This window comes from Bradyrhizobium sp. CIAT3101 (assembly GCF_029714945.1).
In the GTDB taxonomy this organism is placed as follows: Bacteria; Pseudomonadota; Alphaproteobacteria; order Rhizobiales; family Xanthobacteraceae; genus Bradyrhizobium.
Genome location: NZ_CP121634.1, coordinates 915448 through 933480 on the forward strand (window position 1 = coordinate 915448; position 18033 = coordinate 933480).

General features: G+C 64.3%; 16 protein-coding genes and 1 tRNA gene. 6 read left to right on the plus strand and 11 right to left on the minus strand.

The window, feature by feature from the left end; translation table 11 throughout:
• Nucleotides 1-91 precede the first annotated feature (91 nt).
• Entirely contained in the window at nucleotides 92-1690 is a 1599-nt protein-coding gene (locus QA645_RS04125) for a choline dehydrogenase (RefSeq protein WP_283048358.1), read from the minus strand.
• Nucleotides 1691-1864: 174 nt separating this feature from the next.
• A complete protein-coding gene (locus QA645_RS04130) occupies nucleotides 1865-3241 on the minus strand; it encodes a coniferyl aldehyde dehydrogenase (RefSeq protein WP_283053654.1) in 1377 nt (458 codons plus the stop codon).
• A 381-nt stretch (nucleotides 3242-3622) separates the two neighbouring features.
• Between QA645_RS04130 and QA645_RS04135 the strand changes: the two genes are divergently transcribed.
• A tRNA-Met gene (locus tag QA645_RS04135) sits at nucleotides 3623-3699 on the plus strand.
• Nucleotides 3700-3844: 145 nt separating this feature from the next.
• On the opposite strand, the gene QA645_RS04140 is transcribed toward QA645_RS04135, so the two are convergent.
• The 9 genes from QA645_RS04140 to QA645_RS04180 all read right to left on the minus strand — a co-directional run bounded on the left by QA645_RS04140 (nucleotide 3845) and on the right by QA645_RS04180 (nucleotide 9618).
• Nucleotides 3845-4345, minus strand: coding sequence for an isoprenylcysteine carboxylmethyltransferase family protein (locus tag QA645_RS04140; RefSeq protein WP_283048359.1), 501 nt, complete (start codon nucleotides 4343-4345; stop codon nucleotides 3845-3847).
• 31 nt (nucleotides 4346-4376) lie between these two features.
• Entirely contained in the window at nucleotides 4377-4631 is a 255-nt protein-coding gene (locus QA645_RS04145; protein WP_283048360.1) for a hypothetical protein, read from the minus strand.
• Entirely contained in the window at nucleotides 4628-5173 is a 546-nt protein-coding gene (locus tag QA645_RS04150; RefSeq protein ID WP_283048362.1) for an RNA polymerase sigma factor, read from the minus strand. The genes QA645_RS04145 and QA645_RS04150 overlap by 4 nt, the downstream gene beginning before the upstream one ends.
• Before the next feature lie 5 nt (nucleotides 5174-5178).
• Entirely contained in the window at nucleotides 5179-5385 is a 207-nt protein-coding gene (locus QA645_RS04155; protein WP_283048364.1) for a DUF2892 domain-containing protein, read from the minus strand.
• A 262-nt stretch (nucleotides 5386-5647) separates the two neighbouring features.
• On the minus strand, nucleotides 5648-6415 hold the full coding sequence (locus QA645_RS04160) for an ABC transporter permease (RefSeq protein WP_283048365.1): 768 nt from the start codon (nucleotides 6413-6415) through the stop codon (nucleotides 5648-5650).
• Nucleotides 6412-7176, minus strand: a complete 765-nt coding sequence (locus QA645_RS04165) for an ABC transporter permease subunit (protein ID WP_283048367.1) — start codon at nucleotides 7174-7176, stop codon at nucleotides 6412-6414. Before QA645_RS04165 ends, QA645_RS04160 begins: the two co-directional genes overlap by 4 nt.
• Nucleotides 7173-7979 (minus strand): ABC transporter ATP-binding protein, encoded by an 807-nt coding sequence (locus QA645_RS04170; RefSeq protein WP_283048368.1) that lies wholly within the window; start codon nucleotides 7977-7979, stop codon nucleotides 7173-7175. The genes QA645_RS04165 and QA645_RS04170 overlap by 4 nt, the downstream gene beginning before the upstream one ends.
• Nucleotides 7976-8680 (minus strand): FCD domain-containing protein, encoded by a 705-nt coding sequence (locus tag QA645_RS04175; protein ID WP_254134759.1) that lies wholly within the window; start codon nucleotides 8678-8680, stop codon nucleotides 7976-7978. The genes QA645_RS04170 and QA645_RS04175 overlap by 4 nt, the downstream gene beginning before the upstream one ends.
• Nucleotides 8681-8691: 11 nt before the next feature.
• Nucleotides 8692-9618, minus strand: coding sequence for an ABC transporter substrate-binding protein (locus tag QA645_RS04180; protein WP_349253165.1), 927 nt, complete (start codon nucleotides 9616-9618; stop codon nucleotides 8692-8694).
• A gap of 112 nt (nucleotides 9619-9730) precedes the next feature.
• Between QA645_RS04180 and QA645_RS04185 the strand changes: the two genes are divergently transcribed.
• The 5 genes from QA645_RS04185 to QA645_RS04205 all read left to right on the plus strand — a co-directional run bounded on the left by QA645_RS04185 (nucleotide 9731) and on the right by QA645_RS04205 (nucleotide 18020).
• Nucleotides 9731-10720 (plus strand): fumarylacetoacetate hydrolase family protein, encoded by a 990-nt coding sequence (locus QA645_RS04185; RefSeq protein WP_283048371.1) that lies wholly within the window; start codon nucleotides 9731-9733, stop codon nucleotides 10718-10720.
• A 54-nt stretch (nucleotides 10721-10774) separates the two neighbouring features.
• A complete protein-coding gene (locus QA645_RS04190) occupies nucleotides 10775-11551 on the plus strand; it encodes a cyclase family protein (RefSeq protein WP_283048373.1) in 777 nt (258 codons plus the stop codon).
• Nucleotides 11552-11718: 167 nt separating this feature from the next.
• Nucleotides 11719-12261: a hypothetical protein gene (locus QA645_RS04195; protein WP_283048375.1), complete on the plus strand. Its 543-nt coding sequence runs from the start codon at nucleotides 11719-11721 to the stop codon at nucleotides 12259-12261.
• Between the two features lie 360 nt (nucleotides 12262-12621).
• A complete protein-coding gene (locus tag QA645_RS04200) occupies nucleotides 12622-14223 on the plus strand; it encodes a winged helix-turn-helix domain-containing protein (RefSeq protein WP_283048377.1) in 1602 nt (533 codons plus the stop codon).
• A gap of 137 nt (nucleotides 14224-14360) precedes the next feature.
• Complete coding sequence (locus QA645_RS04205; protein WP_283048379.1) at nucleotides 14361-18020, plus strand: autotransporter domain-containing protein; 3660 nt, start codon at nucleotides 14361-14363, stop codon at nucleotides 18018-18020.
• Nucleotides 18021-18033: the final 13 nt, after the last annotated feature.

Below are 18033 nucleotides of genomic sequence, written 5' to 3' on the forward strand. Positions count from 1 at the left end.
GATGACTCGTGGTTACCAGTTCGGCGCATCACGACGCCTCGAGAGTATGGGTCCCGGCCTTCGCCGGGACGACGATGTGGAGATAACGCCGCTAACTCAACCGCACCTCCGCCCTGATCATGTCCGCCGCCTTCTCCCCGATCATGATGGTCGGCGCATTGGTGTTGCCGCCGACCAGCGTCGGCATGATCGAAGCATCGACGATGCGCAGACCGTCCACGCCGTGCACCTTCAGCTTCGGATCGACCACGGCCGTCGCATCGGTGCCCATCTTGCAGGTGCCGACCGGGTGATAGACGGTGTCGACGCGATTGCGCAAAATGTTGCGGATGTCGTCGTCGGTCGTCACGCTGGACGTGAACATGTCCTTCTTCTGCAGCGCGCGCAGCGCGGGCGTCTCCATCAGCCGTCGCGTTGTCTTGAAGCCCGCGACCATCGCCTCGAGGTCCTCGTCCTCCCCCAGGAAGTTCGGATCGATCATTGGAGCGGCGAGCGGGTCCGCGCTCTTCAGCCAGACGCTGCCACGGCTCTTCGGCCGGAGCAGGCAGACATGGCATGAAAAGCCTGCCTCCTTGTGCTTCTTGCGGCCGTGGTCGTCGAGCATCGCGATGACGAAATGCAGCTGAATGTCCGGCACATCGAGGTCGGGGCGGGTTTTCAGGAAGCCGCCACACTCGGCGAAATTGCTGGTCATCAGCCCGCGTCGCTCCTTGCGATAGCGCTGGATGGCGCGGAGCAGGGATGGCACCCGACTGATCGAGGCGTGAACGAAGTGCGGGTAGTCCGAGGCGTAGACGAACACGAAATCCGGATGGTCCTGCAGATTGCGCCCGACGCCCGGCAGATGATGCGTGACGTTGATGCCGTGCTTGCCAAGCGCCTCGCCATCGCCGATGCCCGACAGCATCAAGAGCTGCGGTGACTGGAACGCGCCGCCGGCAAGGATCACCTCGCGGCGGGCGCGCAGCTGTTTCGTCTGCTTGCCCTGCACATATTCGATGCCGACCGCGCGCCCGCCCTCGAACAGGATTTTCGTGGCATGGGCCCCGGTCTCGACGCGCAGATTGGCCCGCTTGTCGATGTGGGGCTGCAGATAGGCGCGCGCCGCGCTCCAGCGCTCGCCCTTGTGCTGCGTCACCTGGTAGCTGCCGAGCCCTTCGTGATCGTCGCCGTTGAAGTCGTCGCGGATGCGGAACTGCGCCTCGCGCGCGGCCTGATGAAACACGTCATGGATCGGATTGTCCGAGCGCAGCCTGTTGACGTGCAGCGGGCCGCCCTTGCCATGATATTCGCCGTCGAAATCGCTGTTGTTCTCCGAACGCTTGAAATAGGGCAGCACGTCGGCGTACGACCAGCCTTCATTGCCGAGCGCGGCCCAATGGTCGTAGTCCCATTTGTGGCCGCGGATGTAGACCATGGCGTTGATCGCCGAGGAGCCGCCGAGGCCCTTGCCGCGCGGTTGATAGCCGATACGGCCGTTCAATCCCTTCTGCGGCACGGTATCGAAGGCCCAGTTGGCCGCCTTGTATGGCAGGGCGAGCCCGAACGGCGTGGTGATCCGCCAATTGTCGTTCGTACCGCCGGCATCGAGCAGTGCCACGGACGTCGCCGCATCCTCCGACAGCCGCCCCGCCACCGCGCAACCGCCGGAGCCCGCGCCCACGACGATGAAGTCGAATGTGTCAGTCACTGATGTTTCCCCCTGCATTCTTCGTTATTTATGAGTTCCTCATCCTGAGGAGCGCGGAACGCGCGTCTCGAAGGATGAAGGCCCGGTCTGTGGCCTCGCCCTTCGAGACGCGCGCCGCTGGCGCGCTCCTCAGGGTGAGGGTCCTGCTTTTGTTTCGCTCGCAATGATGGATGCCTACGACATGAACCGCATCATCTTCTCCAGCCGCGCGATCTTGCCGCCATAGGGCGGATAAAGATCGGCGAGGCGGTTGAATTTCGAGCGATAGAACACCGGCTTCAGCTTGCTGAACGTGCGAAAACCCCATTCGCCGTGATAGGCGCCGGTGCCGGATGGGCCGACGCCGCCCATCGGCTGGTTGGCTTGCGCGAAGTGAAACAGGCAGTCGTTGATGGTGACGCCGCCGGAGACGGTGCGCGCCAGCACCTCGTCGCGCGCGTCGCGATCCCTGCCGAACCAGTACAGCGCCAGCGGCCGGTCGCGGCGGTTGATGAAGGTGATAGCGTCTGCGGACGCGCGAATGCCAAGCACCGGCAGCACGGGGCCGAAGATCTCCTCCTGCATCGCCGCCATCCCTTCGGTGGCCCCGACGATCAGCGTCGGCGGGAATTTGCGGTGCGCCTTCCAGTTCGGATCGTCCGCCTTCGCCGGTTGCAGGATCTTTGCGCCGCGTTGCGCCGCATCCGCGACCAGCGCTTCGAGCCGCGCATAATGCCGATCGGAGATGATGGAGGTGTAGTCCTTGTTGGCGGGATCGGTGCCGAACATGCGCCGCATCTGCGCGCGGACCTTTTCAGCGAAGGCCTGCAGCGCGCCCTCCGGCACCAGCACATAGTCGGGCGCGATGCAGGTCTGTCCGGCATTGAGCAGCTTGCCGTAGGCGATGCGTTCGGCCGCTTCGTCGAGATCGGCCGACGCATCGATGATCGCCGGCGACTTGCCGCCGAGCTCGAGCGTGACAGGCGTGAGATTGCGCCCCGCGGCTTCCGCCACCAGCCGCCCGACCCGGGTCGAGCCGGTGAAGACGAGGTGATCGAACGGCAGGTGTGCGAAGGCTTTTGCGATCTCGTCCTCGACCCCGGTGACGAGTAACTCTGTCGCATCGAACCTCTCGGCCACCGTCTCCCTCAATAGCGCGGAAAAGTGCGGCACGAGCTCGCTCGGCTTGATGATGACGCGGTTGCCGGCGGCAATCGCGCCGATCGCCGGCGCGAGCGTCAGCTGCAGCGGATAATTCCACGGCGCGATGATGCCGATCACGCCGAGCGGCTGCGGCATCAGCCGGTTGCGCGCGGGCAGGAATTGCAGTGCGGTTGCGACGCGCTGCGGCGCCATCCAGGTCTTCAAATGTTTTGTCGCATGCCGGATCTCGGAGAACACCAGCATCGTCTCGGCGATATTGGTCTCGACCGCCGAGCGGTGGCCGAAATCGGCCGAGATCGCCTTCCGGAACCGCTCTTCATTGTCCGCGACCACGGCGCGCAACCGCGCCAGCCGGTCGAGCCGCGCGGCGCAATCAGGCGCCGGCTCGGCGCGGGATCGCGCCGCCATGGCCTGGAAGCTGTCGTTGAGCGCGGCCAGCGGGGCGCTCGCCAGGGGGTGATCGAACGTGTTGTTCAAGGCGGTCCTCCCCAAATCGGCGTTTCGCCCTCTGTTTTGATGCCGCAAGCTGGCGGTTTGTGGAACTTCTGGCAAGTCCGTGGCAAATCGGCGGGAATCCGCGCCCGCAACCTGTCATAAAGTCGAAAAAAACGTCCCGGCGGCCCTTTCCAAAGGCGGTTCGGGTTGGTACATACCCCTCGCACCCGACGGGCTTTGCCCCGGGATTGCCTTCCAGGGAAGCCTTCGGGACGGGAGAAGCAGCCACGCGAACAGCGTCGGCCCTCAATCCACCGTCCCCGGCCTTTTCGCAGAGGCAAAGCAACGGTTTAACGCGGGGTGGAGCAGCCCGGTAGCTCGTCAGGCTCATAACCTGAAGGTCATAGGTTCAAATCCTATCCCCGCAACCAAATTCGGAATGACCGGTTCCGATACGAAAATGGCCCGCTTGATGCGGGCCATTTTTGTTTGGGGGCGACGTTATCTCGCCTTGAACCCTCGTGTGTCGCGATCGGCCAGATTCAGACGTTTCGACCCCACCGAGAATCAAATCGGCTAGACGGCTCGCGGAGTGAGTCGGGGAAGCCAGCGCGGCACATCGGCGCAATAGCTTTCATATTCGGCTCCGAAGCTTTCGCGGAGTCCCGGCTCCTCAATGGCAACGACCCAAGCGTGAAAAAAGAGCCACATCAACGCACCGTAGCCGAGGAGATGCCAGTCAGCGAATAGCAACGCCTGACCAAGAATGACGGCAACGACTGCAACATAGATCGGATTGCGCACATAGCGATATAATCCGCTCACAACGAGATTGCGTGGTGGCGCGATCGGCGCGGGCGTGCCCAGACCCTGCAACGCAAAGCGCGCAAACGAATCCAACAATCCAGGCACGCCGGCAATAATGAACGCTAGCCCAGCCAAGCGGGTCGCTTCGACGGCCAGGAAGGGTGGCCGAAATTCCCAATGCGTGATCAACCACGGGATGACACCCGCCAACATCGCCGGTGCAACGAGGAAAAACAGCGCGGAACCCAGGATTGCCGTGAGCTTCGACATGCGTCCCGTCCTTGTCGCAATGTTAATGCAGTCATGTCCGGTCAGCGCGTTCAGCGGTTGAATCGCGCCGGCCTTGCGAAAGCGTCTCGACCAGGCCGACTGTCCAGCACATTGGGCATCCGCGTAGCGCGACGAGGGCGGCAACGCCCGCGCCAAAGGATAGCCAGGGGTGCGCGGTCTGGTGGACGATGGCCCAAGCGAGCAGCGCGGCCGCAGCCGCGCCGCGCATCAGGTGTGCGCCCAGGAAGGAACTCCCGAACATGCCGACTCCACGAAAGTAATTCATGTGCTCTCTCGTCCGCTGTTCTTTGTGCCGAGCAGGTATTCGCGCACAAGAGCACGGGCGCGGCGAAGGCGGCTTTTGGCCGCTTCGCGCGTCACGCCGAGCCGCCCGGCGATTTCCCAGATCGTCAGATCTTCGAGATCTCGCAGCAGCAGCACTTCGCGATGCGACGGCGAAAGCGACTCGATCGCATCGACCAGGTCTATGCGCAACTCGTCCGGCGGGACCTTTGCGAACTCGCGCGACGCTTCCAGGCTGGCGAGCTCCTCGACTCCGCGCATCAGCATCAGCGCGGGCAGCATGCAAAGGCGCGCGATGACAGTCACCAGCCAGCCGGCGAGTGCGGCTGGACTGCGGATTGTGCCCACGCGCCGGTACACGACGATGAGTGCTTCTTGCACCACATCTTCGAGGACCGAGGCGCGGTAGCAAAGGCGCCGGGCGTAACGTCGAATGTCCGGCTGCAGCGCCACCAATAGCTGTGTCAGCGCGTGCCGGTCACCCGACTGTGCCGCGAGCAAGAGATCGTCTGATACGCGCGCCAAGGCGGTCACCCCTTGACTGGCTCGCGCCCGGCGATGGCGCAGGCGGGGCAATAACCGAACATGCCGGTGACCAGCGTCACGACACCCGCGGCGCTAAGCAGTAGCCCGAGCGGCGAAGCATGCAGCGCAACCACGCCGCAGATGAGCATCGAGCCCCCGCCGATCAGCCTGGCCGCGCGCTTCCACCCGCCAACGTTCTTCCTATACCACATGTTTCTGTGCTCCGGTTCGTGACGCGCCGCTATGGCGCGTTCACCCAGACAAGAGGGCGCAAATCCGGCGCCGGGGTCGCGGCACAAAAAATAATTTGAGGGGGCAGCACCTACGAGGGGTCCGGCTTGTCCACCCTACGCCAACCGTAATCGCCCGCAATTCTCTTGAGGGGGCATTTCGACGGATTCATCAGGAATAGTCGGCAGATTGGTGCGTGCTTCTACCCGCCGACGATGGGCGTCTGCCAATGTGATTGCCGCGCTACCTCGCCGCAGCCTGCCAGGCGAGCAGTCGCTGTTCGACGAGCGATACCGCAATCGACGTCAGATATCCGGTCGCACCTAACAGGATGACACCGGCGAAGAGGTCGGCTGATCGGAACGCGCGAGCCGAGAGCAGGACCCACTGACCGAGGCCGTCGAGCCCGGCCAGGATCTCGCAGACCACCGAGAGGATCAGCGCGACTGTCAGGCTGAGGCGCATGCCCGCGAGGATGTCCGGCAATGCCGAGGGCAGGGCGATCTTGGCGATGACTGATGCGCGCGACATCTGCAGCGAGCGGGCGACCTCGTAGAGCCGCGGCTCGACCGCCGCAAAGCCGTGAATGGTTGCCAGCATGATCGGCCAGATCGCGCCGAAGGCGATCACGAACAGCGCCATGCCACGCGTCAGCCCGAGCATCGCGATCGCGACCGGGATGATCGCCGAGACCGGCAGTGGCCGCAGGAATTCCAGCGACGGCGCGACATAGGCGCGCATCAGCTTCGACGATCCGATCAGCGCGCCGAGCGCAATGCCGGCGATCGAGGCGGCGAGCCAGCCATAGGCCATGTGCTCGAGCGTGCCGATCAGCTTGGCCGCGAGATCGCCGCTCGAAAAGCCGCGCACCAGCGCGGCCCACGCCTTGTCCGGGCCGGGCAGGAACACCGGCGAGACCAACTTCAAGTTGGCGACGAGCTGCCACGCCGCGATGAAGCCGGCCGCGACGAGAATGCTGGCGACACGCCAGAGGATCGCCGCGCGGGTCATGGATTGTCTCCGGCGAGCGCGGCGCGGCCGAACAGGCGGCGCTGGGCCGCAATCAACAGGACGTTCAGCGCGTAGCCGATCACGCCGATCCAAAGGAGATAAGCGAGCATCAAATCGGCGCGCAGGGCCTGCTGCGCCAGCATGATGCCGGCGCCGAGCCCGATCGGATTGATCGCGATCTCGACGGTGACGGCGACGATCAAGGCGATGCCGGCCGACAGGCGGAAGGCGACGAAGATCCGCGGCAGTGCGGCCGGGATCACGATCTTCGCGATCCGTTGCGCCGCGCTGAGCCGCAGGGCGCGCGACACCTCCATCAATCGCGGCTCGATGCTGCGCACCGCGCTGCGCGTCATGATCAGCATCGGCCAGACGCAGGCGAACGCCACGATCACGATCTCCATCCGGTAGCCGAAGCCGAGCGCGATCAGCGCAATCGGCAGCAACGCGATCGAGGGAATCGGGCGGATCGCCTCGACCGTCACTTCCATCAGCCGGTCGAGCGGACGCGAGATGCCGAAGGCGATGCCGAGCGAAAGACCTATTGCGCTACCGATCGCCAATCCTGCAAAGGCGGCGAACAGCGTGTCGCGGGTCGCGATCGGAATCGAGAGATCAGCAAGTGCCGCGGCCAGCGCCGCGAGGATCGCACTTGGCGGAGCCAGGCTGTCGCTCTGCAAATGGGTGAGGCGCGCCCAGATCTCGAACACCAGCATCAGCGCCAGCGGCGGCAGCAAGGGCCTCGTGCGATCGAGGCTCAATGTTCGCTCGCCTTGATGAAGTCGAACAATTGCCGGCGCAGCCGCAGGAATTCCGGATGTTCGCGGGTGGCGAGCTGGTCGCGCGGACGCGGCAGCTCGACATCGAGCTCGATCCCGATCCGGCCCGGATGCGGCAGCAGGCCGACGACGCGGTCGCCGAGATAGATCGCCTCGTCGAGATCGTGGGTCACGAAGATCACGGTCGTCTGGCTCGATTGCGTCAGCGACAGCACCTCGTCCTGCAAGCCCTGGCGCGTCATCGCGTCCAGTGCGCCGAACGGCTCGTCCATCAGCAGCGTCGTCGGCTCCTGCGCGAGGCAGCGCGCGATCTGCAGGCGCTGCTGCATGCCGCCCGACATTTCGGTCGGATATTTGTCGGCATGGCCGGGCAAGCCGACCTTGCGCAGCAGTGCCTCGATGCGCGCACCGCGCTCACGCACCGGCACGCGGGAGGCTTCCAGCGCCAGCGAGATGTTTCCGGCCGCGGTCCGCCACGGCAACAGCGCCTTGCCGTAATCCTGGAACACGATCGCCACCTCGCGGCGCGGCTCATTGATCGGCTCGCCGTCGAAGGTCACGGCGCCGCTGGTGGGGCGATAGAGGCCCGCGGCGAGCCGCAGCGCCGTGGTCTTGCCGCAGCCGGAGGCGCCGACGATGCAGAGGAATTCGCCCGGCCGCACCTTCAGATCGAGATTCTCGATGATGGTCTTGCCGCCGAGATGCAGCGTCGCGGCGCTGAAGGCGATCAGCGTCTTTTGTCGCCGCGCGGCGCGCGCCTCGTCGAGCCTGGCAACGGCGCTCATGATTGTTCCTCGCTGGCAGGCGGATAGACGAAATCGATGGTCGCGTGCAGATGCGCGGCCAGCATTTTTTGCGCGGCGGCAAGGTCGCGGGCGAGCACGTGGTCGGCGAGCATCTGGTGACTCCGGATGAACCCCTCGGCGCTGTCGATGGCACCCATCATCACGCGGCGGTAGCGATAGGCCTGGTCGTAGAGGTCGGAATGGGCGGCCAGCATGCGCCGTGAGCCGCAGGCCGCGAGCAGCGCGGTGTGAAAGCCCTTGTGCAGCCGGTCGAAGTCAGCCGCGCCCTCGCGGAATTCATTGCCGGTGCGCTCGATATGCCGGCGCATCTGATGCAACGCGCTGATGATGCCGGCCTCCCAGGCGGCGTCGCCCTGGAGGATAGCGAGCCTGACGGCCTCGATCTCGACCGCCGTCCGCATGCAGGTGATGTCGGCGAGATCGTCGCGGCTGACCTCGGCGACACGGAAACCGCGCTGGCCGATGCCGACGATCAGGCCGCGCGACATCAACCGCGACAAGCCTTCGCGCAAGGGTGTGGCGCCGATCTCGTAGCGCTGCACGAGGTCGACGATGCCGAGCCGCGATCCCGGCGCGAGATCTCCGGCCAGGATGTCCCGCTCGATCAGATTTGCGGCGCGCTCGCTCAAGGTGCCGGCTTCCGCCGGCGGGCGTTCGAGAGTGCGCTCGGGAGCGGGCATCGTCGATATCCTCAGTTCAGCACCAGTTTCGCGGTGTCGAGTTTCGATTGCAGCATCTTCTGCGACGACATCACGTCGATCCACCAGGACAGGTTTTCCGGCTTGAGGTTCGGCTCGGATTGGTTCGGCGGCGTCGCCTTGACGAGATCGAGCGGCTGCTTGGTGAATTTGGCGATCGAGGCGGAGGCTTTCTCGCGATCGCTGTTGACGATGACTGCAGCCTCCGCGATGGCTTCGCGGAATTTCTTCACGGTCGCCGCGTTCTTCTCCGCCCAGTCGCGCGACGCCGCATAGAAGATGATCGGATCGGTGCGGCCCAGTTCGGCGCCGTACCGCGCGCCGACCGAGCCGAGCCCCGCATTGGTCATGCGCGTGACGAACGGCTCGGCGGTGAGCACGGCATCGACTCCACCTGATTTGATGATATCGGCCATGGTTGGGAAGGTCACTTCGACGAAATTGACGCTCTTGGGATCGACGCCTTTCTCCACCAGCCATTTCACGAACAAAACATGGAGAAAGGCGTTCAGGCCGGGCGCGCCGATCTTCTTGCCGACGAAATCCTTCGGCTCCTTGATGGTGAGGCCGTTGCGGACGAACGCGGCAATCGCAGTGTTCGAGGTCGTGTTCATGACCGAGGCGCCGGCAATTGCGACGAGGTCGAGGCCGCCGTCGACGGCCTGGAGGAAGACGGTGGAGGTCGGGCCACCCACCTGAATCGAGTTCGACAGGATCGCCGCCGGGATATTGGAGTTGATCGCGATCGGCGTCATCTCGACGTCCAGTCCGTGCTTTTTGAAGATGCCCTCGTCGACCGCGACCATTGCCGAGGCGCAGTCAGTGGTCGCGGTGCAGCCGATCTGGATCTTGGCCTGCGCCAGAGCGGGTGCCGTCAAGGCAACGCACACACCGACTCCGAGTGAGAGACCCGCCAACATCGCCCTTATCTGCGTTCGTCTCACCGCGCTCTCCCCAATTTGTATTTTTCTATCTTGTTTATCGATATTTTATCTGATCATATATTTGAAACGATAGCAAGGGGTGCCCAAGGTGAAGCTCGCAACATTCAGATCGGCCGGTCAGGAGAAGATCGGCGCCGTCCATGCCAATGACAGTCAGGTGTTCGATCTCGCCGCCGCCGCTGCGCGGGACGGCCAGGCCGATCCGGCTTTCGGCTCGATGCTGGCGCTGATTGATGCCGGACCCCGCGCGCTCGATCGGGCCCGGGCTCTGCTCGACAAGCACGGCCAGGACGCAACGCTGTCGGCGGCGGTCAGTGCCGTCGACATCCTCGCGCCGGTGCCGGAGCCGAGGCAGATGCGAGACGGCATGTCGTTTCCGCTGCACATCCTGCAAGCGCCGCGCGGGCAGCAAAAGCTCGCGGCGCGCGCCAAGGGCGATATGGCGGAATTGGCGCGCATCGACGCCGAGCCGCTCGGCGAACTGCCCGAGGTCTATCGCAAGCAGCCGATCTTCTACATCACCAACCGTTTCAGCGTCCGCGGCACCAACACCACAGTGAAATGGCCGCGCTACAGCAAGGTGATGGATTACGAGCTCGAGTTCGGGATCATCACCAAGAACAAGGGCGCCAACATTGCGGCTGCGAAGGCGGGGGATCACATCTTCGGCTACACCATCTTCAACGATTTCTCCGCGCGCGACGCGCAACGCATCGAGATGGAGGGACGGCTCGGCCCGGCCAAGGGCAAGAGTTTCGACGGCGGCAACGTGATGGGTCCCTGGATCGTGACGCCGGACGAGATCGGCGATCCCTATCGTCTGAAGATGGAAGCGCGCGTCAACGGTGAGGTCCGTTCGAAAGGCGTGAGCGATGGCATGCTGTTTTCCTTCGAGGAGATCATCGCCCATGTCACCCAGGACGAGACGCTGATGCCCGGTGAGTTCATCGGCTCCGGCACGGTCGGCAATGGTTGCGGCCTCGAGCTCGGATGGTATCTCGAGCATGGCGATACGATCGAGCTCGAGGTCGAGAAGATCGGTATCTTGAAGAACCGCGTCGAGCGGCAAGAAAGCTGAAGCGACGTGTGACGCCTGACGGCCGCCAACGAAAACAATCAATGAGGAAGCGCCATGACGACCAAGCTGATCGACATCTCCGTCCCCCTGCAGAACGACGTGCCGGCAGACCCGCCCGGCAATCATCCGACCATCCAGTACATCAATCACCAGCAGGGCCTGCCGCGCATGCTCCAGTTCTTCGACGGACTGAAGGCCGAGGATCTGCCTGACGGGCAGGGTTGGGCGGTGGAGCAGGTCAGCCTCTCGACCCACAACGGCACGCATCTCGACGCCCCCTGGCATTTTCATCCGACCATGAATCGCGGCGAGCGGTCCTGGACCATCGACGAGGTGCCGCTGGAATGGTGCTTCCAGCCCGGCGTGAAGCTCGACTTCCGGCACCTGCCGGACGGCTATGTCGCAACGGCGAAAGATGTCGAGGCCGAGCTCAAGCGCATCGGCCATGAGCTGAAACCGCTCGAGATCGTCGTCGTCAACACCAGCGCCGGCGCCAAATATGGCCGACAGGACTACGTCACGTCAGGCTGCGGCATGGGCTATGAAGCGACCATGTACCTGCTCGAGCGCGGCGTGCGCCTGACCGGCATCGACGGCTGGAGCTGGGACGCGCCGTTCGTTCACACCGCGAAGAAATACGCCGAGACGAAAGACGCCAGCCTGATCTGGGAAGGCCACAAGGCCGGCCGCCACATCGGCTATTGCCATCTCGAAAAGCTGCACAATCTCGAACAGCTCCCGTCGACCGGCTTCAAGGTGTCGTGCTTCCCCGTGAAGATCGAGCGCGCCTCGGCCGGGTGGACGCGAGCGGTTGCGATTTTGGAGGGGTAGCGGCAACCAAGCATGGTGCTGCGATCCAGCAAATCAAGGGCCGCTCCCTGGGCGGCCCTTGATTTTTGTGGCATAGCGACCGGGTCGCGGTCGGCCAAATCAGCTACCTAAAGTCGTAGCGATGCTGTATGAGCCTGAAATGCCAGCGGTCGGGGTAGGAATAAAGTATGCTCGATTTTCAGCGGGACGGAGCTTTCTGGACGACCGAAGCGCAACTCCCCAGTTGGGCGGGCTATCAAACGCGCAATGGCCCCTATGGCTCGATCAGTTCGGACAGTCCGTCCGACGGCCTGGTGAAACTTTACGCGCCGGACCGCGACAAATCCCCACCGACCGAGCAAGACCGTGCCAGCGTACAGTGGTTGCTCGATCATGACGCCGCGGTGGCATCGGCCGTTCTGGAAGGTCTTCTGGCTGAGTATCCCAGGCTTCAAGAACTTTATGATTATGAGCAGGCGGAGCGCGAAGCGTTGATGCCCGACGTATCGTCGAGCGAGGACTTTCGCCAATTGATCGGGCTTCAGAATGTGCACGTCCTCCAGTTGCTAAAGGACGGCATTCCATACGTCGGCTATGAATTTGGCTGCACGTGGGATGAAGAGCACGGTCTCGGCGTCCTCATGCACGGAACGCGCGTTGTCGAAGTTGGCGACGCGCAGACGTCCTTTACGCTGTGGATCGCCGAGCAAGACGGTGGGGTGGAGACGTAACGGCTTGTCGCTGGAGCAGTCCGGTAGACGGGGCGTGCTTTAATAGTTGCTACGCGCTGTAATCCTGGGGTCGGGGGTTCGAGTCCCTCTCCCGCTACCAAAATTTCCCTAAATATACGGTCTTAATCGTGAAAAATCAGGAATGGTGTCGCTGTTGGTAGCGAGCCCATCCTTCGGTCTGCGCAATTGTGATAATCGAGGCGGTTGGAAAACCGTGGTGGTAGTCGCCTGCTCATGGCAGTGCTTCTTTGTGCTTGCGACAGAGCCATTGACGAGAATACTAACCTTCGGCCGACGATTGGTTGATTGGTTGTTTGGGGCCGGGAAGTGGAGAAGTCACAGGATCTTCGTTTCGGGGACATGATCCTTGACGAAACATGCCTTTTCGCGCACCGCAACGGGCGGAAGATTCAATTCACCAGAAACGAGCGCGCGCTGCTGCTGGCTCTGACGCGCAACCCTCGTCGCCTGATGCCCCGCGACCGTCTGCTCGACGAGATCGCGTCGGAATCCAACGTATCCGACCGCAACATCGATTTTCTGGTCAACAGGTTGCGGGCCAAGCTCGGCGATAGCGCCAAATCGCCGAATTTTATCGCCACACAGTATGGCGAGGGTTACGTCTGGATCGCCGTTCCATCTTCGGTCGCGCCAATTGACGCTCTCCTGGTCATCGCACCGGCTTTCGGGCCGCCCGGATCTCCCTTCAGCCAGCAGGCGTCTTCGCTAGTCGATCAGCTACGCGAGATGATCGCTGAGGGTATTGGCGATGGCCACAACGTCATCGTTGCCGAGGACTGGACCCCCACCGACAGGCTGCGTTATTTCCTGCAAGTGAGCTTTTTTGCCCGCAACGGGCACCTCGATTGCGCGGCCACCTTGAGGGAAATGCCGTCGAGGCGGATCGCAAAAGCATTGCGGCTCCAACTCGACATGGCCGACGCCGCATCGATCACGAATGAGGCCAGCCGGGTTTCGAATGGCGTCATCGAGGTGCTGCGCAAGGCGCTCGGCCACGCCTCGACAGGGCTCGGTATCCGCGCCGAGGAACCAGCTGAAACGCGCCTTCAAAAGGCTTCGAGCGTGTTGCTGTCGACCAATCCGAGGTGGGTGGAAGGTGGCGAGCAACTGGGGAGGGACCGCAAACAGGATCCTGACAATGCGGATATAGCCCTGCAATGGTGCCTGCATCTGTTCACGCGCCTCACGACGACCAATCCGTTCGGCGAGATGAGCCTTGAAGAACGCTACCGCATGGAAAGCGAGATCGACGCCACGGTGCTGGACTGCCTGCCAGCCATCGAGGCGAACCCGCTGCTGATGCTGGCAGCCGCCAAGCTGCTGTACTTCATCAATCGAGGTCATCTCGAACTGGCGGAAGATATCCTCGAACGCGCCTTCGCCCAAACAACGGACTTTGCCGGGGCCTTGCCGGTCATGGGACAATTGCGCTATGCGCGCGGCCAATTCGACGAAGCTGTCCAATACTTCGACCGCGGCATCGCGATGGTCGAACTGAACCCCCTGTACCACATACATATCCGGGTCCTGAAATGCCTCGCCCTCCTTGCTGCCGGCAACCATGCGGCGCTTGAAGGCGCCGTCCCCACGATCGATCCGGACATCCCTTGCCCTCCTGAAATCGCATGGATGATTGCCTGGACGTTCGCGCCGGCCGATCAGGAATTGCCGCAGGTGTCGGCGGATGCGCTTGCCGCGATCGGCCCCGAGGGCGCGATCGGTGCGGTCGAATATCTCTATTTCACGTCGGCGCGTCATCTCGTTTCGGAGCAGGCGCGCGCCAACCTCATGCATAACCTGATCGCGCATGTGACGAGATTCCATGGCGAGCGGGTGGTCCCGGCCTTCATTCTCCGGAGCATCGGCAAGGTCTCTCCGGCTGAACACACTCACGGACAAACGGCGCTCGAAGCGGGCATCGGCGCACGCCTCAAATATTGAACAAACAATTGGTTGCTAGAGCGTGTCTGGAGGCGACTCGACGTTTCTTCGGTCGCAATGCAGATATCGTGGTTGGCTGAAGCATGAAGTGTCGGGGCAGACCTAATCCCGCCAGTCGAGGTGGTTGGGATCGCTTCATGAGCCCAGCTGGATTGGTCGGGCACCTCGAAAACCGATCTGAGAGTCCCGCGCCGACGCGATTGAGGACCAGTGCGCTGACGAGCACGGCGCTTGCCGTCGTGCTGGCAGCCGGCCTCATGGCTGCGGGCGTGACGACGCCGGTCTATGCCGGCGGCGCAGGCGGTGCGGCGATATCAGAGGGCACGGGCGGCACCGGCGGCTTCGGGGGCGGTGGTGGTGCCGGCGCCGGCGGCAGCACCGGCGGAGCATCCGTGCCGACCGGCGGTGGCCATGCGGGAAATGACGCTGACGCCGCACTTTACTACGGCGCCGGCGGTGGTGGCGGTGCTGACGGAGCTCTCGGCTCGCCGGGCGGCCAGGGCACGGGCGGTGCGGCCGGTGGCATTTCTGCCGGCCAGAATGGTGTCTCGACCGCAGCAAATGGCGGTGGTGGTGGCGGCGCGGGCAACACGCATGGTTGGGTCGGCACGACTTTACCGGTCGGCGCTGCGACTGGCGGCACCGGCGGCGATGGTGGCAGCGCGTCCGGCTTTTATGGCGGCGGTGGCGGCGGCGGAGCCGGTGGTTTCGGCGCCGTCGTCACGAGTGCGATCACCGGCCCCGCGTCACTCGGTGGCGCGATTGCCGGCGGCGCCGGTGGTGCTGGTGGTGACGCAACGGTACCAGGGACCGCGGAGGGCGGTGGTGGCGGCGGCGGCGGATTGGGCCTGCTGGTGCAGCAGGGGGTCACCGGGCTGACGATCAATCAGACGGTGACTGGCGGAGCCGGCGGTCGCGGTGGCAACGGCATTAGTGCATCCACTTCAGAGGGTGGTGGCGGCGGCGGTGGTGGCGAAGGTGTCTATTTTGCAGGCACGGCGCAGAACATCGTCGTCAATTCCAACGTCACCGGTGGCGCCGGCGGTGCCGGCGGGGCGGGCACCGCCACTAACGGCGGCAGCGGCGGTGGCGGCGGCGCCGGCATGGTATTTACCGGCGGCGGCTCGGTGACCGTCAATGCCACCGTCAGCGGCGGCAATGGCGGCGCACTGGGAATAGGCGGTTTAGCCAACGGCGCTGCAGGCGCCGGTGGTGTCGGCATCACCGGATCGGATCTCTCGATCGTCGTCGACTTTGGCGGCGCTGTCAGTGGGGGGCTGGCCAATGGCGGCGCGGGCGCCCGTGCCAACGCCATCAGCTTCACCGGCGGCACCAACGTGCTCGAACTGCAGGGCGGGGCCACGATCACCGGCAACGTCACGGCCTTCAGCACCGCCGACACGTTCCGTCTCGGCGGCTCGACCAACGCCAGCTTCGATGTCAGCAATATCGGCGCCGCCGCGCAATATAGCGGCTTCGGCATCTACGAGAAGACCGGCACCAGCATCTGGTCCTTGACCGGCAGCACCGCGGCGACGGCGGCCTGGTTGATCAGTGCAGGCACGCTGGAGGTGAGCAGCGACGCCAATCTCGGCAACGTCGCCGGTCGCCTCACCTTCAATGGCGGCACGCTGAGCGTCCAGTTTGGCGGCGGCCCCACCGTCACGCTGGCGCGCGACATGGCGCTGCAAGCGGGCGGCGGCACCATCGAAACGTCCATCGACACCATCCTGACGGGCAACCTCAGTGGCGCCGGCAGTCTGACCAAGACGGGCGCCTATCATCTGACGCTCAGTGGCAGCAGCTCCTATACCGGGGCAACCAACGTCATGGGAGGGCAGCTCGACGGCGGTGCGGCAAACGCTTTTTCGGCGGCCAGCGCCTTCACGGTCGCCGCGGGCGCCAGCATCGAGCTCAAGGGCACCGACCAGAGCATTGGCTCGCTCGCCGGCGCCGGCACCGTGACCAACAACAGCGCGACCGCGGCGACGCTCACGACCGGGTCCGACAACACCAGCACCACGTTCAGCGGCGGGCTGTCCGACTCCGGTTCGAGCCTGTCGCTGGTCAAGGTCGGCAGCGGCACGATGACGTTGACGGGGGTGAGCACCTATACCGGCGCGACCGTCGTCAGCGGCGGCAACTTAGAGGTGGACGGCTCGATCGCGTCGTCGTCGAACGTGACGGTGAATTCGGGCGCCACGCTGTCCGGCATCGGCATCGTCGATCCCGCCACCACCACGATCATGAGCGGCGGCACGCTGGCGCCGGGCAACGCGGCAACCCCGACCGGCACGCTGACCGTCACGGGCAACCTCGCATTCCAGTCCGGCGCGATCTATCTCGTCCAGCTGACGCCGGCGACGTCATCGAGCACGAACGTCAGCGGCACCGCGACGCTCGGCGGCGCCACGGTGAATGCGATCTTCGCCAATGGCAGCTATGTCGCCAAGCGCTACACCATCCTGACCGCGACCGGCGGCCTCAGCGGCAGCACCTTCGGCTCGGTCGTCAACAGCAATCTGCCGTCCGGCTTCGCGACAAGCCTGAGCTACGACAACAACAACGCGTATCTCAATCTCGCGCTTGCCTTCACGTCGCCGACCGGGCTCAACGTCAACCAGCGGAACGTCGGCAACGCGCTTACCAACTTCTTCAACGCGACCGGCGGCATTCCGCTCGTGTTCGGTGCATTGACGCCGGCTGGACTGACGCAGTTGTCCGGCGAGAGTGCGACGGCTGCGCAGCAGGTGACCTTCGACGCCATGAACCTGTTCATGGGCGTGTTGACCGATCCGTTCATCGCCGGTCGTGGCGATCCGGTTTCTACCGCCGGGGGCGGCGGTGTCAGTGGATATGCCGACGAGCAGGCGCTGGCCTATGCCGGCAAGCGCAATCCGAACGATGCGCTGGCAGCGATCTATCGCAAGGCGCCGGCGGTGGATGTCCTGGCACAGCGCTGGAGCGTGTGGGTGGCGGGCTATGGCGGCTCGCAGACCACCAGCGGCAACGCGGTGCTGGGCTCCAACAACACCAGCAGCAGCACCTACGGCACCGTCGTCGGCGCCGACTACCGGCTGTCGCCGGATACGCTGGCCGGCTTTGCGCTTGGCGGCGGCGGCACCAATTTCAGCGTCGCGAATGCGCTCGGCTCGGGCCGCTCCGACCTGTTCCAGGCCGGCGCCTTCATCCGCCACAATGCCGGCCCGGCCTACATCACCGCAGCACTGGCCTATGGCTGGCAGGACGTGACGACGAACCGCACGCTGGCGGTTGCTGGCATCGACCAGTTGCGCGCGGAGTTCAACGCCAATGCCTGGTCGGGCCGCGTCGAAGGCGGCTACCGCTTCGTGACGCAGGGCTTTGGCTGGACGCCTTACGCCGCGGGGCAGTTCACGACCTTCCTGCTGCCGGCCTATGCCGAGCAGGCGATCTCGGGCGCCGGCACCTTTGCGCTGAACTACGCCACGAAGAGCGTGACGTCGCCGCGCAGTGAACTCGGCCTGCGCGCGGATAAGTCGTTTGCGATGGAAGATGGTGTGTTCACTCTGCGCGGCCGCGCCGCCTGGGCGCACGACTACAACCCCGACCGCAGCATCGGCGCCACCTTCCAGACGCTGCCCGGCGCAAGCTTCGTCGTGAACGGGGCGTCGATGGCGTCAGATTCTGCGCTGGTGACCGCCGCTGTCGAAAAGAAATGGCTCAACGGTTGGTCCGCGGCAGTGACGTTTGAGGGAGAGTTCTCGAACGTGACCGAGAGTTACGCCGGCAAGGGCGTGGTGCGCTACGCCTGGTGATGACCTGATCGCG